A 21,853-nucleotide genomic window follows, 5' to 3' on the forward strand; every position below is an offset into this window, starting at 1 on the left:
TAATGGAACATTATATTAGTCTATTAATTCGTTCTGTTTTCATTGAAAACATGGCGTTATCCTTCTTCCTTGGTATGTGTACTTTCTTGGCTGTATCGAAGAAAGTCACCACGGCCATGGGCTTAGGTGTTGCCGTTATTGTGGTATTGGCGATTTCAGTACCCGTTAACCAAATTATCTATCAAGGTTTATTAGCACCAGGCGCACTTGCTTGGGCTGGTGTTCCTGATGCTGACCTGAGCTTCTTGAAGTTCATCACCTTTATCGGCGTGATCGCGGCATTAGTTCAGATCCTTGAGATGGCATTGGATAAGTATTTCCCACCGCTATATAACGCGTTAGGGATCTTCCTACCTCTAATCACCGTAAACTGTGCGATTTTCGGCGCAGTATCTTTCATGGTTGAGCGTGACTACAACCTGGCTGAAAGTTTGGTGTTTGGCATAGGTTCTGGTATCGGTTGGGCATTGGCGATTGTCTTGTTAGCTGGTATCCGTGAGAAGTTAAAATATGCTGATGTCCCTGATGGTCTACGTGGTTTAGGTATTACCTTTGCTACTGCGGGTTTGATGGCGTTAGGTTTCATGTCGTTCTCTGGTGTGTCTCTGTAATAGAGACACCTTAACGGCTTCAGATTTTGAACCTTAAAGGATAAGTTCATGGGTATTATTGAATCTACTCCAATCGACGTCTATCTCGGTGTGAGTATGTTTACTGCCATTGTATTGGTTTTGGTTTTGGTTATTTTATTTGCCAAATCAAAGCTAGTACCAAGTGGCGATATCACTATCGGCATCAACCATGATGCTGGTAAAGCAATTAAGACGGGTGCTGGTGGCAAACTACTTGGCGCGCTTGCTGAAAACGGTATCTTCGTATCGTCGGCTTGTGGTGGCGGTGGCTCTTGTGGTCAGTGTAAAGTGATCGTGAAGTCTGGTGGCGGCGATATTCTGCCTACAGAACTTGATCATATCTCTAAGGGCGATGCTCGTAACGGCTGCCGTTTATCTTGTCAGGTAAACGTGAAAACCGATATGGAGATTGAACTAGAAGAAGAGATCTTCGGTATCAAGAAGTGGGATTGTGAAGTTATCTCTAACGATAATAAAGCAACCTTCATTAAAGAGCTTAAGCTGCAAATTCCTGATGGCGAATCTGTTCCATTCCGTGCCGGTGGTTATATTCAGATTGAAGCGCCTGCGCACCATGTTAAGTATGCTGATTTCGACGTACCAGCAGAATACCGTGGTGATTGGGAACACTTTGGCTTCTTTAACCTAGAATCAAAAGTTGACGAAGAAACAATTCGTGCGTACTCGATGGCTAACTATCCTGAAGAGGAAGGTATCATCATGTTGAACGTGCGTATTGCAACGCCACCACCACGCAATCTTAGCTTGCCTTGCGGTAAGATGTCGTCGTACATCTGGAGCCTAAAGGCGGGTGATAAGGTGACTATTTCTGGTCCATTTGGTGAGTTCTTCGCTAAAGATACCGACGCAGAGATGGTATTCATCGGTGGTGGTGCTGGTATGGCGCCAATGCGTTCGCACATCTTCGACCAGCTTAAGCGTCTTAAGTCTAAGCGTAAGATGAGCTTCTGGTACGGTGCTCGTTCGAGTCGTGAAATGTTCTATGTTGAAGATTTCGATGGCCTAGCTGCTGAAAACGATAACTTCGTTTGGCATGTTGCCCTATCTGATCCTCAGCCAGAAGATAATTGGGATGGTTACACAGGTTTTATTCATAACGTACTGTATGAAAACTACCTGCGCGATCATGAAGCGCCAGAAGATTGTGAGTTCTACATGTGTGGACCTCCAATGATGAACGCGGCAGTTATCGGCATGCTTAAAGATCTAGGTGTTGAAGATGAAAACATCCTACTAGATGACTTTGGCGGCTAATCACACCTTGTTGTGATAATATCTGTTCAGATGAGTTAAGTTCATCGAAATCCATATAAAGTGGTGTTTCGATGAGCTTAATTGTAATTTATTTGAGCGATTATTAAGGAATTTGGTCAATATGTTTAAGACCTTGGTAAATGGGTTAGTCCTTGCGGGGCTAGCCTTTTTTGTTTCAGCCTGCAGCCAACCTGCACAGATGCTCTCCTTCTCTGGTCAGACGATGGGGACGACATACCATATTAAGTTCGTTGGTACAGAGCAGTTGCCTAATGAACAGCTATTACAAGCAGAGATCGATTTGGCGCTTGAAAAAGTCAACGATCAGATGTCGACCTATCGAAAGAATTCAGAGTTATCCCAGTTTAATCAGATGACGCTGGCATCGACCATTGAAGTCTCTCCCGATACCGCAAAAGTAATTCAAGCGGGAATCGATCTCTATCAAAAAACCGATGGGGCATTAGATATCACCTTAGGTCCACTGGTTAATCTGTGGGGGTTTGGGCCCGATAAGCGGCCTGTTAAGGTGCCAAGCCCTGAGTTGATCGCTCAGACTAAAGCCAAGACTGGCATTCAATATCTGACGATTAACGGTCTTAAGGCGAGTAAGAGTAATCCGGATCTTTATGTGGATTTATCCTCTATCGCTAAAGGGTTTGGCGTCGATAAAATTGGATCACTATTAGCTAAGTATCAGCCCAAGGGGTACTTGGTCGAGATTGGTGGCGAAGTTAGCCTTTATGGAGTTAAAGCCGATGACAGTCCTTGGCGCATCGCTATAGAGCAGCCCGATATCGACGAACGCCAAATTCAACAAGTGATAGAGCCCGGTAACATGGCAATGGCCACTTCCGGTGACTATCGCAACTACTACGAGGAAGATGGTCAGCGATTTACCCATATTATCGATCCTCGCAATGGCTATCCGGTCGATCACCGTTTAGCGTCTGTTACCGTGCTGCATCCTCAAAGTATGATTGCCGATGGTTATGCAACGGCCATGATGGTGCTAGGCACAGAAGCGTCTTTGGTACTGGCGAAAGAGCAGAACTTGGCGATAATGTTAATTGAGAAGCAAGCAGAAGGTGAAGGATTTAAGGTCTATTACAGTGATAGCTTTAAGCCTTTTGTTGGTTTGTGATAGAATATCTAGCCCACTAGGCGGTGCGATAGTAAATCTCGCATCGAATAAGTGAGGCAACATATTTGATTTTTAAGCGAGTGATGAGTTCAGTGCATTGCTCGCAGTGGAGTAAGTGATGAGCACTTTTATAGCGGCTTTTGTGGTATTACTACTGTTTTTTTTACTCATGTCGATTGGCTATCTCGTCAAGCAAAAAGCGGTTGCTGGAAGTTGTGGTGGTTTAGGCTCCTTAGGGATTGAAAAAGCCTGTGATTGTGACGATCCGTGCGACAAGCGTAAGGCTAAAATGGCCGAAGAAGATGCTCGCCGTGAAAAACTCAACAAAGATCGTATTATCTGATATTTCAAGCTTGCTCAAACGACTAAAGGCTCCCATGAGGAGCCTTTTTTGTTGAACCTTAACCTTATTATTCATAACGCCGTTCGCTAACAGCAATTAGCATAGCGTCACTTTTAACACTTCTTTACTCTTCCTAGTTACTTGTATTCACTCATAATAGCTTGCTGTACTCCATAGCAACTAAGAATCAGAATAATAATGATTATCTTTGGTAAATATTTGAAACTAAATGTTAATTTGTTTTTGGTTGAATTTTGCTCTAGGCTTGAATATTGATTTAGATCAATATTACTAAGGAGCTCAAATGAAGGGTCATCCGAACGTTATTCGGCAACTCAATAAGATTTTGACGTTTGAATTGACGGCGATTAATCAGTACTTCTTACATGCACGTATGTATAAAAATTGGGGCTTAGAAGAGCTCAACGAGAAGTGCTACAAAAAGTCGATTCAAGATATGAAGCATGCCGATAAGCTCATTGAGCGGGTGCTGTTCCTCGAAGGTTTACCTAATCTGCAGCAGTTAGAAAAGTTACGTATTGGCGAAAACCCGCAAGAGATGCTGCAATGCGATAAGAGTATGCTCGAAGAGCAACTGGTTGAATTACGCAGTGTGATTAGCCTTTGTGAGACGGAGCAAGATTATGTCAGCCGAGAAATTTTAGAAGATCTACTCGAAGATGAAGAAGCCTATCTTGATTGGATAGAAGCGCAGCAAGATCTGATTAAAATGACCGGCATCCAGAATTATTTACAAGCGCAGATAGAGTCTGACTAGGGAGGTTAGAATGAAAGGTGATCAAGAGGTGATCGATACGCTAAATCAACTACTCACCGGTGAGCTATCGGCGATGGATCAATATTTTGTGCATGGACTCATGTATGACGACTGGGGGCTAACAGAATTACATGAGCGTATTTCCCATGAGTCGGACGATGAGCGAGAGCATGCGAAAAAGTTGGTTGAGCGGATCCTCTTTTTAGAGGGAACGCCAGACGTCGCTAGCCGTGAGGCGCTTAATATCGGTAAGACCCCGCAAGAAATGCTGCAAAACGATCTTAATTATGAATATAAGGTGGCAGACAATCTGCGCAAAGCGATAGCCTTATGTGAAACGAAGAAAGACTTTCCATCTCGTGAGTTATTGGAACTCTTGTTAGAGGAAACAGAATCAGATCATATGTATTGGTTAGAGAAACAACTTGGTCTTATCGATAAGGTCGGTCTACAGAACTACCTCCAGTCTAAGATGTAATTATCTATATTTGGACTTTCTGGACTGAAAAAGTTTGAACGCCACATAAGCCACCCATCAGGGTGGCTTATTCATTTCTGTCCCGTCCTGAGATAATTTGCCTCATGACCCTCTTTGTTAGGCGTTATCAATGGGGAAATATTTGTGTACTGTTTAAATGTACAGTATTCTTGGCGGTGGAGGTAAGCACCGTTGAAAAAGATTATCCATGTGGATATGGACTGTTTCTATGCAGCCGTCGAAATGCGAGATTTTCCTGAATTAAGGGGCAAGCCTATCGCGGTAGGCGGGCGCAGCGATCGCCGCGGCGTGATAAGCACTTGTAACTATGAGGCTCGCGAGTATGGGGTGCGTTCGGCAATGGCATCGGCTCACGCATTAAAACTGTGCCCTACGCTGATTTTAGTACCAGGACGTATGGATGTTTATAAAGATGTGTCGGCGCAAATTCGTAGCGTATTTGCCCGTTATACCGATTTAATTGAGCCACTCTCACTGGATGAAGCCTACCTAGATGTCACTGACTCTGATGCCCATCATGGCTCTGCAACCTTAATCGCTCAGTCTATTCGGCAAGAGATCTATGAATTAACTGGATTAACCGCCTCGGCAGGGATTGCGCCGGTTAAGTTTTTGGCAAAAATCGCCTCAGATCTAAATAAGCCCAATGGCCAATATGTAATAGTCCCCGATGCGATAGCGGAATTTGTAAAAACCTTGCCCCTGATAAAGATCCCCGGAGTAGGCAAAGTCACTGCGGCTAAGCTCGAAGAGATGGGGCTTCATACCTGTTTGGACGTGCAACAGTTCTCAGAGGCTAGATTAATAGAGAGATTTGGTAAATTTGGTGCTGTGTTGATTGAGCGTGCTAAGGGAGTCGATCCTCGGGGAATATCACCGAATCGCGAGCGTAAATCAGTAGGGGTGGAAACCACACTGGCCCAAGATATTTATACCTATGAGCAGTGCGAGTCGGTAATGCCGCAACTTATTCACGAGCTAGCAGCCAGGATTAACCGCAGCGCCTCGGCGCGACGGATTCATAAGCAGGTGGTTAAGCTTAAGTTTGATGATTTCAAACAGACCACGATAGAGCAGCGTAGCGACGAGGTATCGGTGAAGCTGTTTTACGACCTGCTCAGCCAGGCACTGGAGCGCCGCGCCGGCCGTGGTATTCGCCTGCTGGGTGTCTCAGTCGGTCTCGAGAGTGAGCTTGCTCATGCCGGGCTGGATGAGGCCGAGTATGGTGCGCAGATGGATCTCGGGTTTTAGCGTTAACCCTATTACCCTTTTTAGCTTGTAGCTTGGATGGTTATTGCGCCTAGTTATATTTTTGAAGCTTTACCCTTCATGGCAATCTAACGCCTACCCGGCGGGGCTGTGCAGATACGCCTGTGACACGCTGCGCGTCTTTAGATCTGCATGGATGCCGAACTGGCTGTTAAACAGGGATGTTGTTTGAATATATCCCTATACGCTTCACGGCGGCGTCCATGCCGCCGAGAGCCAAAAACGTGTTTACACCGGATATCCAACGTCTCTTCGATTTAGCGGTATTTCGGTACGAGTAGCGAACCTAAAGGCTGGGTTATTTTTGCCCAAAATGAGGCTGTCAAATGCCTAGGGTTCTGGGGCCAGTTCAGGTCATGTGAAAACTGGAAATAGTGATTTAATTAAATATATAAATCAATCTCAATACCTTGAGTTTAAAAACAACAAAATCGAAATCCTCAATGGCTTTTCAGAGCATTGCTTAAACGTATTTGAAGACTTCTTTCATGAGCTTTTTGCACGAATGGAAGCGTTAAAATAAATATAACAAGTGACTGTGGTGTTTCGTCAATATAACCTGCCGGCTCCTTGTTTTTAAATGTGGCATTGAGGGGTAGAATGCCGCTAGCGTTTTACAACCAATGGAGATGGAAATGGAGTATCCGGTAAAAGGGGCGTGTCAGTGTGGCGGTGTGACTTATGAGCTGCATTCGGCGCCTTTGATGGTGGTGGCATGTCATTGTAAGGAGTGTCAGAAGCTCTCAACCAGTGCCTTTAGCATCACGGCGATGGTGAATAGCGATAGCATAGTGTTTCAGGGAGAGATGGCCGAGTGGAGCCGTGTGGCCGATAGCGGCAACATCAATGGCGCTAAGTTTTGTCCCACCTGCGGCAACCGCATCTATCATTTCGACCCTAAAGACCCGAGTAAGATTAAACTCAAGCCGTCGAATCTGTCTGACACCAGCCTGATCGTCCCCACAGTTCATGTATGGGCCAGCGAGAAGCAAAGCTGGTTTACCATCCCCGAAGGCGTCGCCGTTTACGATAAGCAGCCTTAACCCAATATAACCAATAGGATTTCTCAGCATTTGCTGCCCCCATGCACTGCACCTGCCGTAGACAATTCATAACAATGTGAGTTAATGCTGTCGTTCGTTACGGTAAGCACTTTACCGTCGAATGTGGCACCGACGCTACATTTGTTTGCCAATAAAAAAGGCGTCTCGTTAGACGCCTTTCTCATCGATAACCTAGTTACGCTATCTATTATGCTTTAGCTGGAATACGTTCTAGTACTGCTAGAAGTAGTTTCCAGTATTGATCGACGGTCTCAATTAACACCATCTCATCTGGGCTGTGTGGGAAGCGAATGGTGGGGCCAATCGATACCATATCCATCTCTGGATAAGGCTTCTTAAATAGACCGCATTCAAGACCTGCGTGGATCACCATAATGGTTGGCTCTTTATTATAAATCGCCTCGTAGGTATCTTTCACAATTGCCATAACAGGTGAGCTGCTATCTGGCTTCCAACCAGGGTAAGCACCGCTAAATTCAACCTCTGCACCGGCTAAGCTGCTCAGCGCCGTTAGGTAGCCTTCAACTTCTTCACGCCCTGAATCGATCAGTGAGCGAATTAAGCAAAGAATATTAACAGATTCCCCTTCGGTCGAGATCACGCCGACGTTTAATGAGGTTTCTGTTACGCCTGCTATCTCATCGCTCATGCGCATTACGCCATTTGGACAAGCATGTAGCAGATCGATAAGGGTTTGCTGGGCATCTTCACTCATGACTTGAGTTGCCGCAGGGCTTTCTTGCAGGGTTAACTGCATATCGGGATCTGCAATGGCTAACTCTTGACGAACGAGAGCGGTAAACTCTTGCATTAACTCATTGAGGCGTGCCACATTTTCACCTGGCAGCATAAAACTCACGCTCGCCTCACGTGGGATCGCGTTGCGTAGTGAGCCGCCTGTAAAGTTAGTGAGTTCGAGTGCTAACTCATCGGCGTGGTTAAACAAGAAGCGAGCCAGTAGTTTGTTAGCATTGCCGCGGCCTAAATGGATGTTTACCCCTGAGTGTCCCCCTTTTAGACCCGAAATTGACAGTGTGTAGGTCGAGTTTGTAGGCTCTGGTGCTTGCCATACCATAGGGACGTCAATTTGCGCATCGACGCCACCGGCACAACCCATATAGATCTCACCCTCTTGTTCAGAGTCGGTGTTGATCAAGATCTCAGCATCGAGATAACCCGCTTCTAAACCAAATGCGCCAGTCATGCCGGCTTCTTCATCTATGGTCAGTAACACTTCTAACGGGCCGTGAGGAATGTTATCGCTGCCCAGCACGGCTAGCGCCGATGCCATGCCGATACCGTTGTCTGAGCCTAAGGTTGTTCCCTTAGCTTTGACCCATTCGCCATCGATATAAGCTTCGATCGGATCTTTCTCAAAGTCATGGACTTTATCTGCGTTTTTTTGCGGCACCATATCGATATGAGCTTGTAGCGCAACAGTTTTGCGATCTTCCATACCAGGGGTAGCTGGTTTTTTGATGATAAGGTTGCCGACTTTATCTTCGACAATGCTGAGCCCTTTATCTTTAGCCCAGTTTTGAATGTATTGACTTAATGCTTGCTCATGCTTTGATGGGTGCGGAATCGCACAGATCTGTTCAAACCATTGCCAAAGCGCTTGAGGTTGTAACTGGCTTAATGTGCTCACGGACTAACTCCTCTGTATTAAAGGTCGCTGAGATCAAAATTGGCGATAGTTTATCACAGAGTCAAAGCCAGTGAGCTGATTTGCGCCTATGGGTTTATCGATAGTGTCATTTCAAGTTGCCACATTTATAGATTGATCTTGGTATTTCACTTGGCTTTGTCTGCTCAATAAGGGAATAATGCCACTACTATTTGCTCGGGTTATTCGGCGGAGATCGAAATCGGGGTTCACAAGCTATAGGAATGGATATGACTCCAGTTAATTTTGTTGATGTAAAAGATAATGATGCAATTTTTGAAGGCAGCGGTTGGGATGCCGTTATCGTCGTCACATCAAGTTTAGATGATATTGAGTTTGATGAGATCAGTCTGCTCGCCAGTCATGGTGCCAATATAGATGCCCGCGTTGGTCGTTCTGCGACCCTGTTGTTTGCTCCCGGCCTTGCTGGAGGCAGATTAATTGTGTCGCCGGTACAAAACCATGCAAGCGATGTTCAAGATGTACGCGGTTATGCCGATGCTGCTCGCAAGGGCTTAAGCCTAGCGAAAGAGGCTGGCGCGCGTAAGCCTCTATTAGTGGTGTCACCAAGCCAACAGAGTAAGTATGGCCAATCTTTGTCTGTTGTTGCGCTAGCTTGTGGGCAAGAGCTTTGGCAGGCATTAGAGCTGCGCGAAGCCGTTAAACAGCGAGATGCTATCGAGTCTATCGGGTTGTTGGTGTCAACCGAGCAGGCCAAGGTGCTGAATGCGATAGAAACTGGCCGTCATCTAGCTCGCGATCTCTGTGGAACGGAACCTGAAAGAATGTCGGCGCCAAATTTTGCTCAATATTGCATAAATGCATTTGAAAATACCTGCCTTAAGGTGGCTGTGATAGAGGATCGTGATGTACTCGAGCGCGATTATCCGCTGCTCAGTGCGGTTGGTCGTTCATCTTTTGCTGTGCTACGTCATCAACCTCGAGTGGTTAAAGTTGAGTATTGCGCCGATGGTGACATAGATCGTAGTTACTTCTTTGCTGGTAAAGGGGTGGTATATGATACTGGCGGCGCCGACATTAAGGTTGCAGGCGGTATGGCGGGCATGAGCCGAGATAAAGGTGGTGCGGCAGCGGTTGCAGGGTTAATGAAGACATTATCGATACTTAAACCAAAAGGGATCCGTGTGGTCGCTGAACTAGGATTGGTGCGCAACAGTATTGGCAGTGAAGCCTTTGTCAGCGATGAGATCATTACCAGTCATGCGGGTGTTCGAGTACGGATTGGCAATACCGATGCAGAAGGGCGCTTAGTGTTGGCGGATCTATTGTCTCATCTGCGACTAAAAGCAATAAGCGCGCCTAGGGCGCAACTGTTTTCGGTGGCAACCTTAACCGGCCACGTTGTCCGTTGCTATGGTGGATATACTGCCGTCGTCGAAAATTCAGTTGCACGTGAACAAGGTGTGGGAGAGCGCTTGCAACAATTAGGCGAGGCGTGGGGCGAACCGCTCGAACTGTCTCGTTTGCGCCGTGAAGATTACGCTAAAATAGTCGATCCATCGGGTGCAGCGGACGTGCTTTCTTCTAATAATGCGCCTTCATCGGTCACTGCTCGTGGTCATCAATATCCTGCCGCATTTTTATTAGAAGCGTCTGGACTGCAAGCCCATGGGTTAAGCAGTGATAAACCGTTAGCTTATGCCCATGTGGATATTGCTGGCAGCGCGACCGAGGGCGATCCGCTTTATGGTAAGCCAACAGCAGCACCATTAGTCGGTTTATTACAACATCTTTGTTAGTGGCTTAAGCCGTTAGCGAGTGGATGCTAGGGTAAATATTTGAAGGGGGAAAGCTAAGGCTTTCCCTTTTTTGTTGCCGGATCACCGTTTCTAGAGATATGTGATCTTGATGTGAGTCGAAATGTATTTTTGTCGTTATAAAATTACATATTTGCGGTTAATTTAAAAAAATGAAGAAAATAGTTGTAATAAAACTACATTTAGCTATAATGGCTCTCGTTGGTTAGACACGGTGTCTACCACCTCTAGTCTATCCAGGATGGATAATTCTCCAAGGAATCGAGCGACAAGTTGACTCTGCGGCAGACTAGGCTTTTGAGCCAGTTAGCTAAGTTTAACTAGAGTAATTTTTATCACAACTTTGTTTAGGAGCTTTGACTATGGCTTACACAGGAATTCAACACGTTTATTGGCAGAAAAGTTGGTTTTGTACGAACGCTCTGCGTGGCGGGTTATTTGCTATGACTTTCAAGGGCTAACTACCCCTTATATCATCTGAACCTAGTTTAGTTGATATCAAGTAGTTGCATCATCCATCAACCTTATCCCTATTTGGGGACTTTAGACTCAAGTTGTATATTGCTTACGGTTAATCGTAATTGATATGCCAGTGTAACCCGCTAGCGCGGTAGCTCTATTCCTTTCGGAACACTTGAAACATGTCTTGCCTACTCTTTGAGTAGGCTTTTTTTTGCCTAAAATTCGGTAAAATCTCTCTTTGGTCACATCCTTGTATGTTCATCGAGTTATCACTTTCGCGTGACTCGCGTTTGCCTATTAGTTGAGTATATAATCTGCGCCGACGTTAGGTTGTTAACCTGGTGTTTACATCTACCCTACTAAAATGAATCATAATTAATTCAAGGAACCTTGTTCCATGTTAGAAAAACTATTCAAACTGACAGAGCACCAAACGACATTAAAACAGGAGGTGATAGCGGGACTCACCACCTTTTTAACCATGGCGTACATTATTTTTGTTAACCCTATGATGCTCGCCGATGCGGGCATGGATCATGGCGCGGTATTTGTTGCTACCTGCTTGGCGGCGGCAGTCGGCTGTTTAGTCATGGGGATCGTGGCGAACTACCCGATAGCGCTAGCGCCAGGTATGGGATTAAACGCATTTTTTACCTATACGGTTGTAGGCGAAATGGGTTACAGCTGGGAAACGGCATTAGGCGCCGTGTTCCTCTCTGGGATCTGCTTCTTGGTGCTATCACTTGTCAAGATACGAGAGTGGATCGTTAACAGCATCCCTATTTCTTTGCGTCTTGGGATTGCCGCCGGTATCGGTCTGTTCTTGGCCTTAATTGGTCTCAAGAGTGCGGGTATCGTGGTCGCTAGTCCTGCAACGATTGTGACTATGGGTGATGTGACTGCATTTCCCGCAGTAATGGCTGTGCTTGGTTTTTTCTTGATCATCGCCTTAGTGCATCGCGGCATGAAATCGGCGGTTATCATCAGCATACTGTTTATTACGGTTTTAGGTTTGCTGTTTGGTGATGTGCAATATAACGGTATGGTTTCTATGCCACCTTCAATCGCGCCGACGTTTATGAAGATGGATCTGTCGAGCGTATTAGAGATCAGCATGTTGTCAGTGGTGTTTGCCTTCCTGTTTGTCGACCTGTTTGATACCTCTGGCACTTTAGTGGCGGTTGCGCAGCGGGGTGGTTTCCTCGATGAGAAGGGCCGTCTACCAAGGCTGGGTCGTGCACTCACCGCAGACAGTACAGCAACCATAGCGGGTGCAATGTTGGGCACCTCTACCACAACCAGTTATATCGAAAGCACTGCGGGTGTGAGTGTGGGTGGCCGCACGGGGTTAACCGCAGTTGTTGTGGGTATTTTATTTCTATTGTCGCTATTTTTATCTCCATTGGCGGGGATGGTTCCTACCTATGCAACGGCTGGAACCCTGTTCTATGTGGCAATATTGATGATGTCTGGCTTAGTGCATGTTGATTGGGAAGATTTAACCGAAGCTGCGCCTGTCGTGGTGGTATGTATTTTAATGCCATTAACTTTCTCCATTGCGACGGGGATCGCCATGGGCTTTATTGCCTATGCCGCAATAAAACTGTTTAGTGGGCGATACAAAGATCTGACTATCGGCGTTGTGCTGTTGGCTGCACTGTTTTTAGCTAAGTTTATCTATGGTTAAACACCTTTGAGCTAATAATGTCGTCATGTGTCTTTGTTAGCGCATTCATTAAGGGTCATACAATGTATGACCCTTTTTTATGGCATATATTTAACTAATGTAGGTTGTCGCTAATCTTTTGAGTCCTTGGCTACCAATTTTGCAGTGGATTGGGTATAACCTTAGGTTCGGTTTTTTCTTTCAATAAAAAAATGAATCTAAGTGAGATTGGTTATCGCCGCGTGGTGGTAAAGTTGGGCACAAGCGTCTTAACTTCGGGCTCCCGTCAGCTGGATAAGGCACATATGGTTGAGCTTGCTCGTCAAATGGCAAGTTTAATGAAATCAGGTGTTGAAGTTGTATTGTGTACATCAGGGGCCATTGCCGCTGGTCGCGAACACTTAGGTTACCCCAGTCTCCCCGATACCGTGGCCAACAAGCAGTTGCTTGCCGCTGTGGGGCAAAGTCAGCTTATTCTTGCTTGGTCACAGCTGTTCAGTATTTATGGACTGCATGTCGGTCAGCTATTGCTAACGCGCGCCGATCTGCACGACAGAGAACGTTATCTCAATGCGAGAGATTCCCTTAATGCGCTGCTCGCTAATGGCATTGTTCCTATCATCAATGAAAACGATGCCGTGGCGACCAATGAGATCAAGGTGGGCGACAATGACAACTTATCAGCGAGAGCGGCACTGCTTTGTGATGCGGATTTGCTGATTTTACTCACAGATCAGAAAGGCCTATTTGATGCCGATCCTCGTTCCAATCCGCATGCCAAATTAATTAAGCAAGTGGTCAATATTGATGACAGCCTGCGCAGTCTCGCTGGTGGAGCCGTGTCGGGTTTAGGCACTGGTGGTATGGCGACTAAACTTCAAGCCGCCGACATTGCGCGTCGCGCTGGTATTGAGGTGATTATTGCATCTGGGCATCACCCAAAGGTTATCCAAGATGCGGTATGTAAAGAGGGGGTTGGCACCCATTTTACCGCACTAGAAAATCCGCTCGAGAGTCGTAAACAATGGATTCTTGCTGGCCCTGCGACCAAAGGAAAGCTAGTGCTGGATGCGGGCGCGATTATCGCAGTGACAGAAAAAGGAAGAAGCCTGTTATCTAAAGGGATTTTAACTGTAACTGGTCAGTTTGACCGCGGCGCAACATTACAAATTGTGGATGAAAAAGGTCGCGAATACGCTCGGGGAATGACACGATACAGCGCCAAAGATTTGATTAAGATCGCGGGTAAACACTCAGATGAAATTGAGCTGTTACTCGGCTATGACTATGGCGATGCGGTTGTGCATCGCAATGATATGGTCGTGCTATAGCGAGTTAGGATTAATGGCTAAATGCCATAACCAAAAAGAATAGGTAAGCCAAAGTGATAGAGAATAATCAGCAGTATTTAACTCAACTGGGTCAACAAGCTAAGCAAGCTAGTTATGCACTGGCTAATCTAACTGGCTCGCAAAAGCAGCAGTTATTGGGGGCAATAGCGGCCAAGTTAATAGCAAAGAGCGATGTTATCGTTGCAGCTAATAAGATAGATGTCGCTAATGCTCGCGAGCAGGGATTAAGTGATGCGATGGTCGATCGGCTGCTGCTCGATAGCGTTCGTCTCGCTGCTGTGATTGCCGATATTGATAATGTCATAAGACTTGCCGATCCCGTTGGCGCAGAGCTGGAAAGTCAGTTGCTTGATAATGGGTTGCGTTTGTCTCGTCGCCGAGTGCCTCTAGGGGTTATTGGGGTGATCTATGAAGCGAGACCGAATGTGACCGTGGATATCGCCGTCTTGGCTTTAAAAACAGGTAATGCGGTCATCTTGCGCGGTGGTAAAGAGACATTACAATCTAACTTGGCGCTGAGTGATGCTATACGTGAAGCCATAAGTGAGCAGGGACTTCCTACCGATGCGGTGCAACTGATCCAAAGCCCTGATCGCGCCTTGGTGACAGGGTTACTCAAGTTAGACAGTTATATCGATATGATAGTGCCTCGTGGTGGACAACATCTGCAACGTTTATGTGCTGAGCAGGCCACTATTCCGGTGATATTAGGCGGGATCGGTATTTGTCATCTCTATGCCGATAAAGATGCCAATATTGATAAAGCCATTGAGGTGATTATCAACGCTAAAGTGCAGCGACCTACTGTATGTAACGCGCTCGACACCTTATTGGTGCATCAAGACATTGCCGAACAGATACTGCCCAGACTCTATCTAAAAGCTCAATCCTTGGGAGTGAGTTTTTATACTTGTGATCGAGCGGCAAAGATAGCCAAAGGCGTAAATGTCGATGTTGAATCTGCAACCGATGACACTTATGGTCAGGAGTGGCTGTCATTGGTGCTTGGCATTAAGGTTGTTGATGATATTGATGAGGCGATTACTCATATTCGTCAATATTCTAGTGGTCACTCTGAGGGGATCCTCACCGATAATATCCACTCGTCGGCAACTTTCGTCAATCAGGTCGATGCATCGGCAGTCTATGTCAATGCGAGTACGCGTTTTACCGATGGTGGCCAGTTTGGGCTAGGGGCAGAGGTGGCGGTATCAACGCAAAAACTTCATGCGCGCGGTCCTATGGGACTCGAAGCACTTACGACCTATAAGTGGATCGGCGTTGGGAATTACACCGTCCGCGCATAATATAGTTGTTTAAACAGTAATAAAGGGGCTTAGGTGTCTTTATTACTGTTTGCTATTGAGTGGTATATGCTTCTACTCAGTGAAATCCCCCCCAAGTTTGAGATCAAATACCTATTGCGGCTAATTCACCTAGGCTTATCCCATCCCTTCGCCGAGTCTAGGTTGGTTAAATCAACTAATTGTTAGTTATATTCTTATCATCTATTACCGCTGTATATTACAAAGGGTATAAAAATCATCAGCTTAAATTATTGGCATCGTCTTTGCTTTATCTAATGCATTCAAATAGGTATAAGCTAAGGATGGAATATGAGCACTTCGATATTGTCTAAATTTGTTATTGGGCTAGGTTTGGTATTAACCCTTTGCAGCGTGACTGCACACGCCGAATCAAAAGTGACTTTAAGTGATAATTTTCAATACGATGGTCAAACTGTACTGCTAGATATGGAAGTAGGTAAGGCTGAGATGATCGCTACCGATGAAACTGAAATTCGGGTGGAAGTTGTCGTTAAGGCATCCGATGGTAATTGGTTAAGTTTTTGGAGCCGTGCAGATATCAATGATGTCAATCTTGCGGTAGTTGAGCGAGATAATAAGTTGATACTAAAAGTCGATAATCAAGACGGTATTAATCAAGAGTGGCGCGTCTACTTACCGCATGGCGCCGCGTTAGAGATCGATGCGGGTGTGGGTGAAGTGATTGTTGATGGACTGACCAGCAGTATAGATGTGGATTTAGGTGTAGGTCGTGCTGAGATCAAGCATCAAAATCAATATGGTAATATTGCGTTAGAGTCGGGCGTAGGTGAAGTGTCCGTGAGTCAAAATGGTCAGCGCCAAACGGTTAAACAAAGCTTAGTGAGCCAGAGTTACCACAGCCAAAATAGCGACCACCAAGAACACTTGTTTGTCAGTGTTGGTGTCGGCGAGATATCGATAGCGAATTAGCTTGAAAAATAGCTTAACAAAGCGAAAGCCGACGAGAGTCGGCTTTTTGGTTCGTTTGCTATACACAGGTAGAGAGTCTTGTTTTTGGTCGTAAGCGATTAATACCAATCAGTATAAAGATGTGTCGCTCAGCGAGAATTAGCGCTTATGAGGCAAGGCCCTTAATTGTTTCTCGGCTCTAGTATCCTAGGTAACCGCTCCATGCGTTACCCTACCGCCTAAATCTCTTTAGTCGTGCTTCGCCCTATCTCCATAAAGTCTTGCATTAAGGGCATTCACAACATCTGACCTCCAGGGATAGAGGGGAATGTCTTAAGTATGTCGGGAACATGCAAGACCCTGTTGATTGCAACTATTTCATCGCCCATTGGCCTTGAATTAGTTGCCAAAAAACACGCTAAGTAGATCACTTTCTTGTACTGATTGGTATAAGTTGTGGTAATAGTTGCTGTAATGCCAATGCCGTTAATATCAGTCCAAGACCGATAAATGTTGAGCGGGTAATGCTCTCTTGTAATATCCAAGCGATAAAGCCAACGGACAGTACTGGGGTAATAAATACTAAGGTACTCATGCTAGCGGTGCGGTCCGCTTTCTTGAGCGCGACTAACCAAAGTACGAATGTCACGCCCATTTCAAATAGTCCAACATACACACCAGCAGCAAAGGCCTTTGCATCCCAGGTTGGCATCGATTGGGTTAATAGCAATGCGGCTAAGATAAATGGCAATCCTAGGATGAAGCTGAGCAGCAGGCTAATGACGGGATCACCCTGATCTTTGGTATTAATGATCCAATAAAGTGACCAAAGTAAGGTGCTGGTTAATGCGAATATTACGCCTGCGCCACTATCGAAGTGAATATCGGTAATATGACCATTGGTGGCGATAACAAACACACCTAAATAGGCGATCAGCGCCGCGGTGATATCACTTTTTCTGAGCTTTTGTTTAAGCAAAGGGACGGACAGCAATGGCAGCAAAATAGCCCAAGTGTAGTTAAGTGATAGAGCTTGTTGCGCAGGCAGTAGGGCGTAAGCCTTAAATAGCACTAAATAGTACAAGAAGGGATTTAGCAATCCTGTTTGCAAATAAAACCAAGGACGTGCGATAAATTGCTGCTTAATTAATCTCAGCTTGCCCATGATAAATAAAATGATGGTTAGCGCGACAATAGAGGTCATGACCGCAATAAAGACCAGCTGCAACGGTGTAAAATGAGCGAGTGCGAGTTTAAAAGCGGTCGCCACCGTCGACCACAATAGAATTGCACCTATAGCGTAAAGATAAGCTTGGCTTGATGATTTCACTGGGATTTCTCACTGAACGAGACGACTTAAGCTATTGCGAGTTGATTTAACCCTACGCAACATTTCCTTCGATTGCATGCATTATACGCTTATCTTTGGGTCAAAGCTGCTTTTTAAGCTCAAAAAAATTCTTAATTAAGATAATTTTTATCTTTTAACCCTTGTAAACCTCTTAAGCGGCCCAATATAGGGTGTTAAGGAAAGATATCGGTTTGGAAAATTAGGCTTGAAATTGAATCCGCCTATCCCCATATCTGAATCAGATGACAAATTTAGCGTTAGTTAAAAGTTTTTTTGGAGGACTCCATGGGTAAAATTATTGGTATCGATTTAGGTACAACCAACTCTTGTGTTGCCGTATTAGATGGCGGAAAAGCACGTGTTATTGAAAATGCAGAGGGTGATCGTACCACTCCATCAATTGTTGCATACACTGGCGAAGAAACTATCGTAGGTCAGTCTGCGAAGCGTCAAGCTGTAACAAACCCAGCTAACACCTTCTTCGCAATTAAGCGTCTAATTGGTCGTCGTTTTACCGATGATGAAGTTCAGCGTGATGTTGACATCATGCCATTTAAAATCATTGGTGCAGATAACGGCGATGCATGGGTTGAGGCGCACGGTAAGAAGATGGCACCTCCACAAGTTTCTGCAGAAATTCTGAAGAAAATGAAGAAGACTGCCGAAGACTTCCTAGGCGAGCCAGTGACAGAAGCGGTTATTACCGTTCCTGCATACTTTAACGATTCACAACGTCAAGCAACTAAAGATGCTGGCCGTATCGCGGGTCTTGAAGTTAAGCGTATTATCAACGAGCCAACAGCGGCTGCGTTAGCATACGGTATCGACAAGAAGCAAGGTGATAATATAGTTGCGGTATACGATTTAGGTGGTGGTACATTCGATATCTCTATCATCGAAATCGATAGCGTCGAAGGCGAACAAACTTTCGAAGTACTAGCGACTAACGGTGATACTCACTTAGGTGGTGAAGATTTCGATAACCGTCTAATCAACTATCTAGCCGACGAATTCAAGAAAGAGCAAGCTATCGATCTACGTAAAGATCCACTCGCAATGCAGCGTCTAAAAGAAGCGGCAGAAAAAGCTAAGATTGAGCTTTCAAGCACCACTCAAACTGAAGTGAACCTGCCTTACATCACCGCCGATGCAACAGGTCCTAAGCACTTAGTGGTTAAGATCACTCGTGCCAAACTTGAGTCTCTAGTAGAAGATTTGATTGCTCGTTCACTTGAGCCATTAAAAGTTGCTCTTGCTGATGCTGACTTATCGGTATCTGAAATCAATGAAGTGATTTTGGTTGGTGGTCAGACTCGTATGCCTAAAGTTCGCGCTGAAGTCTCTGCTTTCTTCGGTAAAGAACTTCGCCAAGATGTTAACCCTGATGAAGCGGTTGCAATTGGCGCAGCAGTTCAGGCTGGTGTACTTGCTGGTGACGTAAAAGACGTACTACTACTAGACGTTACACCACTATCTCTTGGTATCGAAACCATGGGTAGCGTAATGACTAAACTGATTGAGAAAAACACGACTATCCCAACTAAGGCTAGCCAAACTTTCTCGACAGCAGACGACAACCAAAGTGCGGTAACTATTCACGTACTTCAAGGTGAGCGTAAGCAATCAAGTGCTAACAAGTCTTTAGGTCAATTCAACCTAGAAGGTATTGAACCTGCACCACGTGGCATGCCACAAATTGAAGTTGCGTTTGACATCGATGCTGATGGTATCTTGCATGTGTCTGCAACAGACAAGAAGACGGGTAAAGCGCAGAACATCACCATCAAAGCCTCTTCAGGTCTAAGTGATGAAGAAGTTGATGCAATGGTTCGTGACGCTGAAGCGCATGCTGACGAAGATGCCAAGTTCGAAGAGCTTGTGACAGCTCGTAACCAAGCAGATGGCATGGTTCACGCCACTAAGAAGCAGATCGAAGAAGCTGGCGATGCATTACCAAGCGAAGACAAAGAGAAAATCGAAGCTGCGATGGCCGAGGTTGATACTGCGTCTAAAGGTAATGACAAAGAAGCTATCGAGAAAGCGACTCAAGCATTAATGGAAGCATCTGCTAAATTAATGGAAATTGCTCAAGCCAAGGCACAAGCAGGCCAAGGTGAGCAAGCACAGCAGTCAAATGAAGCGCCTGCTGATGATGTTGTCGATGCTGAGTTTGAAGAAGTAAAAGACGACAAAAAATAATTAAGGCCTAGCCTAAATTATTTCCAGCGGGCGTTACGGGGAAACTCTAACGCCCGTTCGTACAACTCCAGCGCAGAAAGTATAAGACTATGTCAAAGCGAGATTATTACGAAGTATTAGGCGTAGGTCGTGACGCCAGCGAACGTGAAATTAAAAAGGCTTACAAGCGTTTAGCCATGAAGTTTCACCCAGATCGCAATCCTGGCGACAAGGCGGCTGAAGCCAGCTTTAAAGAAGTTAAAGAGGCTTACGAAATTCTAACCGATAGCGATAAGAAAGCGGCTTATGATCAGTTTGGTCATGCAGGCGTTGATCCTAATCGTGGCGGTGGTGGATTCGGCGGCAACGCTGATTTCGGTGATGTATTTGGTGATGTATTTGGCGATATCTTCGGTGGTGGACGCCGTGGTGGTCAACGTCAGGCTGCGCGCGGCAGTGATTTACGTTACAACTTAGAGTTATCGCTAGAAGAAGCGGTTAGAGGATTAACCAAAGAGCTACGCATTCCAACATTGGCAGCGTGTGATGCATGTGATGGAAGCGGTGCTAAGAAAGGTTCATCGCCAACGACCTGTGGAACCTGTCATGGTCAAGGCCAAGTACAGATGCGCCAAGGTTTCTTTGCGGTGCAACAAGCCTGTCCGACCTGTCATGGCCGCGGTAAGATCATTAAAGATCCGTGTAACAAGTGTCATGGTGAAGGTCGTGTCGAAAAGAGCAAAACCTTATCGGTCAAAATTCCAGCTGGTGTAGATACTGGCGATCGTATTCGTCTTTCTGGTGAGGGTGAAGCGGGTGAATTTGGTGCACCACCAGGTGACTTATATGTTCAAGTCACCGTGCGTGAACATGCTATCTTTGTTCGTGACGGCAACAACCTTTACTGCGAAGTGCCTATCTCATTTAGTACGGCAGCATTGGGCGGCGAGATTGAAGTGCCAACACTCGATGGTAAAGTTAACCTTAAGATCCCATCAGAGACGCAAACGGGGCGTATGTTCCGCTTACGTGGCAAAGGGGTTAAGTCGGTTCGCAGCCATGCCGTTGGTGATCTGCTGTGCAAGGTCGTAATGGAAACGCCAGTTAACTTAAGTGATAAGCAAAAAGAACTGTTACGTGAGTTTGACAACACGCTAACGGGATCGTCAAAAAAGCATAGCCCTAAAGCGGAAGGTTTCTTCGATGGTGTGAAGAAGTTTTTTCAAGACTTGAATAGTTAGCACTGACTGATACACAATAAAAACCTCGCATAGCGAGGTTTTTTTATGGTTAAAGATTGGTACACATAGGTTCGTTCAATAAGGATAGAGATAATGAAACAAGTTATTGCTGCAGTAACGCTATTGATATTAACCAGTTGCGCTACCCATCAATCGCCAACGGGTCGTGGGCAAACCTTACTTTTTTCTTCGCAGCAGATGGATCAAATGGGCGCGCAGTCATTTGCAGAAATGAAAAAGCAGCAACCCTTGAGCAAGGATAAAAAACTTAATCAATATGTGGTTTGTGTCGCCAATCGGATCACATCGGTATTACCGAGCAACCAGGCGAAGTGGGACGTGGTGTTATTTGAATCTGATCAAGTTAATGCCTTCGCGCTGCCGGGCGGTCATATTGGGGTCTACACAGGCTTGCTTAAGGTCGCGACTAACCAAGATCAGTTGGCGACTGTAATAGGCCATGAGGTAGCGCATGTGTTAGCTAATCACAGTAATGAGCAAGTCTCTAGGGCGCAGATGACTGGAGTCGGTATGCAGCTAGCGGACGTTGCACTCGATGCCGGAGGCGTTAGCAACAAAGATCTTTATATGTCGGCACTGGGCTTGGGCGCACAAGTGGGATTTATCTTACCTTATGGACGAGAGCAGGAGAGTGAAGCCGATATCATGGGCGTTGAATTAATGGCCAGAGCAGGCTTTGATCCAAGCCAAAGCATTCGTTTATGGCAAAACATGGCAAAAGCGGGTGGAGATCAAGGTCCTGAACTATTGTCAACACATCCTTCTCATGGTCGACGAATTGCCGATCTGCAGCAGATGCAAACTAAGGCGATGCCGTTATATCAATCGAGTTCACTGCGCGGAAAAAATCGCTGTGACTAATCGCTGATTTATGGGCTTTTTATCACATACTATGGT

General features: G+C 45.6%; 18 protein-coding genes. 16 read left to right on the plus strand and 2 right to left on the minus strand.

Annotated features, from left to right (window positions below; all coding sequences use genetic code 11):
- The first annotated feature begins 2 nt into the window (after nucleotides 1–2).
- The 8 genes from nqrE to K0I73_RS05175 all read left to right on the plus strand — a co-directional run bounded on the left by nqrE (nucleotide 3) and on the right by K0I73_RS05175 (nucleotide 6,983).
- Nucleotides 3–611, plus strand: coding sequence for an NADH:ubiquinone reductase (Na(+)-transporting) subunit E (nqrE, locus tag K0I73_RS05140; protein WP_220063438.1), 609 nt, complete (start codon nucleotides 3–5; stop codon nucleotides 609–611).
- A gap of 48 nt (nucleotides 612–659) precedes the next feature.
- Complete coding sequence (gene nqrF / locus K0I73_RS05145; RefSeq protein ID WP_220063439.1) at nucleotides 660–1,907, plus strand: NADH:ubiquinone reductase (Na(+)-transporting) subunit F; 1,248 nt, start codon at nucleotides 660–662, stop codon at nucleotides 1,905–1,907.
- Nucleotides 1,908–2,028: 121 nt separating this feature from the next.
- Complete coding sequence (locus tag K0I73_RS05150; protein ID WP_220063440.1) at nucleotides 2,029–3,051, plus strand: FAD:protein FMN transferase; 1,023 nt, start codon at nucleotides 2,029–2,031, stop codon at nucleotides 3,049–3,051.
- A gap of 118 nt (nucleotides 3,052–3,169) precedes the next feature.
- Nucleotides 3,170–3,394, plus strand: a complete 225-nt coding sequence (gene nqrM, locus K0I73_RS05155) for a (Na+)-NQR maturation NqrM (RefSeq protein ID WP_220063441.1) — start codon at nucleotides 3,170–3,172, stop codon at nucleotides 3,392–3,394.
- Between the two features lie 304 nt (nucleotides 3,395–3,698).
- On the plus strand, nucleotides 3,699–4,172 hold the full coding sequence (bfr, locus tag K0I73_RS05160) for a bacterioferritin (RefSeq protein ID WP_220063442.1): 474 nt from the start codon (nucleotides 3,699–3,701) through the stop codon (nucleotides 4,170–4,172).
- A 10-nt stretch (nucleotides 4,173–4,182) separates the two neighbouring features.
- Nucleotides 4,183–4,650 carry a bacterioferritin gene (gene bfr / locus K0I73_RS05165; protein WP_220063443.1) on the plus strand — a complete coding sequence of 156 codons (468 nt, stop codon included), beginning with the start codon at nucleotides 4,183–4,185 and terminating at the stop codon, nucleotides 4,648–4,650.
- 192 nt (nucleotides 4,651–4,842) lie between these two features.
- A complete protein-coding gene (gene dinB / locus K0I73_RS05170; RefSeq protein ID WP_220063444.1) occupies nucleotides 4,843–5,922 on the plus strand; it encodes a DNA polymerase IV in 1,080 nt (359 codons plus the stop codon).
- A gap of 653 nt (nucleotides 5,923–6,575) precedes the next feature.
- Nucleotides 6,576–6,983, plus strand: coding sequence for a GFA family protein (locus tag K0I73_RS05175; RefSeq protein WP_220063445.1), 408 nt, complete (start codon nucleotides 6,576–6,578; stop codon nucleotides 6,981–6,983).
- 208 nt (nucleotides 6,984–7,191) lie between these two features.
- Here the strand turns inward: K0I73_RS05175 and K0I73_RS05180 are convergent, their stop codons facing one another.
- Nucleotides 7,192–8,652, minus strand: coding sequence for an aminoacyl-histidine dipeptidase (locus K0I73_RS05180; protein ID WP_220063446.1), 1,461 nt, complete (start codon nucleotides 8,650–8,652; stop codon nucleotides 7,192–7,194).
- 248 nt (nucleotides 8,653–8,900) lie between these two features.
- On the opposite strand from K0I73_RS05180, the gene K0I73_RS05185 reads away from it, so the two are divergent.
- The 5 genes from K0I73_RS05185 to K0I73_RS05205 all read left to right on the plus strand — a co-directional run bounded on the left by K0I73_RS05185 (nucleotide 8,901) and on the right by K0I73_RS05205 (nucleotide 16,186).
- Complete coding sequence (locus K0I73_RS05185; protein WP_220063447.1) at nucleotides 8,901–10,430, plus strand: M17 family metallopeptidase; 1,530 nt, start codon at nucleotides 8,901–8,903, stop codon at nucleotides 10,428–10,430.
- A gap of 877 nt (nucleotides 10,431–11,307) precedes the next feature.
- Nucleotides 11,308–12,597, plus strand: coding sequence for an NCS2 family permease (locus K0I73_RS05190; protein WP_220063448.1), 1,290 nt, complete (start codon nucleotides 11,308–11,310; stop codon nucleotides 12,595–12,597).
- Between the two features lie 191 nt (nucleotides 12,598–12,788).
- The gene (proB, locus tag K0I73_RS05195; RefSeq protein ID WP_220063449.1) at nucleotides 12,789–13,907 is read left to right on the plus strand and encodes a glutamate 5-kinase; all 1,119 of its coding nucleotides are present in this window, start codon (nucleotides 12,789–12,791) and stop codon (nucleotides 13,905–13,907) included.
- A gap of 53 nt (nucleotides 13,908–13,960) precedes the next feature.
- Nucleotides 13,961–15,235: a glutamate-5-semialdehyde dehydrogenase gene (locus tag K0I73_RS05200; protein ID WP_220063450.1), complete on the plus strand. Its 1,275-nt coding sequence runs from the start codon at nucleotides 13,961–13,963 to the stop codon at nucleotides 15,233–15,235.
- A 309-nt stretch (nucleotides 15,236–15,544) separates the two neighbouring features.
- Nucleotides 15,545–16,186: a hypothetical protein gene (locus K0I73_RS05205; RefSeq protein WP_220063451.1), complete on the plus strand. Its 642-nt coding sequence runs from the start codon at nucleotides 15,545–15,547 to the stop codon at nucleotides 16,184–16,186.
- A 406-nt stretch (nucleotides 16,187–16,592) separates the two neighbouring features.
- On the opposite strand, the gene K0I73_RS05210 is transcribed toward K0I73_RS05205, so the two are convergent.
- Nucleotides 16,593–17,495, minus strand: a complete 903-nt coding sequence (locus tag K0I73_RS05210) for a DMT family transporter (protein WP_220063452.1) — start codon at nucleotides 17,493–17,495, stop codon at nucleotides 16,593–16,595.
- Between the two features lie 306 nt (nucleotides 17,496–17,801).
- Here K0I73_RS05210 and dnaK point away from each other — a divergent pair, with 306 nt between their 5' ends.
- The 3 genes from dnaK (at nucleotide 17,802) to K0I73_RS05225 (ending at nucleotide 21,817) form a co-directional block, all read left to right on the plus strand.
- Nucleotides 17,802–19,715: a molecular chaperone DnaK gene (gene dnaK, locus K0I73_RS05215; RefSeq protein ID WP_220063453.1), complete on the plus strand. Its 1,914-nt coding sequence runs from the start codon at nucleotides 17,802–17,804 to the stop codon at nucleotides 19,713–19,715.
- A gap of 89 nt (nucleotides 19,716–19,804) precedes the next feature.
- Nucleotides 19,805–20,935, plus strand: a complete 1,131-nt coding sequence (gene dnaJ, locus K0I73_RS05220) for a molecular chaperone DnaJ (protein WP_220063454.1) — start codon at nucleotides 19,805–19,807, stop codon at nucleotides 20,933–20,935.
- Between the two features lie 93 nt (nucleotides 20,936–21,028).
- Nucleotides 21,029–21,817, plus strand: a complete 789-nt coding sequence (locus K0I73_RS05225) for a M48 family metallopeptidase (protein ID WP_220063455.1) — start codon at nucleotides 21,029–21,031, stop codon at nucleotides 21,815–21,817.
- The last annotated feature ends 36 nt before the right edge of the window (nucleotides 21,818–21,853 follow it).

Source organism: Shewanella mesophila (genome assembly GCF_019457515.1).
Classification (GTDB): Bacteria; Pseudomonadota; Gammaproteobacteria; order Enterobacterales; family Shewanellaceae; genus Shewanella; species Shewanella mesophila.

Coding starts and splice junctions, on each gene's coding strand:
- nqrE (WP_220063438.1), top strand. CDS start 3: ATGGAACATTATATTAGTCTATTAATTCGTTCTGTTTTCATTGAAAAC.
- nqrF (WP_220063439.1), top strand. CDS start 660: ATGGGTATTATTGAATCTACTCCAATCGACGTCTATCTCGGTGTGAGT.
- K0I73_RS05150 (WP_220063440.1), top strand. CDS start 2,029: ATGTTTAAGACCTTGGTAAATGGGTTAGTCCTTGCGGGGCTAGCCTTT.
- nqrM (WP_220063441.1), top strand. CDS start 3,170: ATGAGCACTTTTATAGCGGCTTTTGTGGTATTACTACTGTTTTTTTTA.
- bfr (WP_220063442.1), top strand. CDS start 3,699: ATGAAGGGTCATCCGAACGTTATTCGGCAACTCAATAAGATTTTGACG.
- bfr (WP_220063443.1), top strand. CDS start 4,183: ATGAAAGGTGATCAAGAGGTGATCGATACGCTAAATCAACTACTCACC.
- K0I73_RS05175 (WP_220063445.1), top strand. CDS start 6,576: ATGGAGTATCCGGTAAAAGGGGCGTGTCAGTGTGGCGGTGTGACTTAT.
- K0I73_RS05185 (WP_220063447.1), top strand. CDS start 8,901: ATGACTCCAGTTAATTTTGTTGATGTAAAAGATAATGATGCAATTTTT.
- K0I73_RS05190 (WP_220063448.1), top strand. CDS start 11,308: ATGTTAGAAAAACTATTCAAACTGACAGAGCACCAAACGACATTAAAA.
- proB (WP_220063449.1), top strand. CDS start 12,789: ATGAATCTAAGTGAGATTGGTTATCGCCGCGTGGTGGTAAAGTTGGGC.
- K0I73_RS05205 (WP_220063451.1), top strand. CDS start 15,545: ATGAGCACTTCGATATTGTCTAAATTTGTTATTGGGCTAGGTTTGGTA.
- dnaK (WP_220063453.1), top strand. CDS start 17,802: ATGGGTAAAATTATTGGTATCGATTTAGGTACAACCAACTCTTGTGTT.
- dnaJ (WP_220063454.1), top strand. CDS start 19,805: ATGTCAAAGCGAGATTATTACGAAGTATTAGGCGTAGGTCGTGACGCC.
- K0I73_RS05225 (WP_220063455.1), top strand. CDS start 21,029: ATGAAACAAGTTATTGCTGCAGTAACGCTATTGATATTAACCAGTTGC.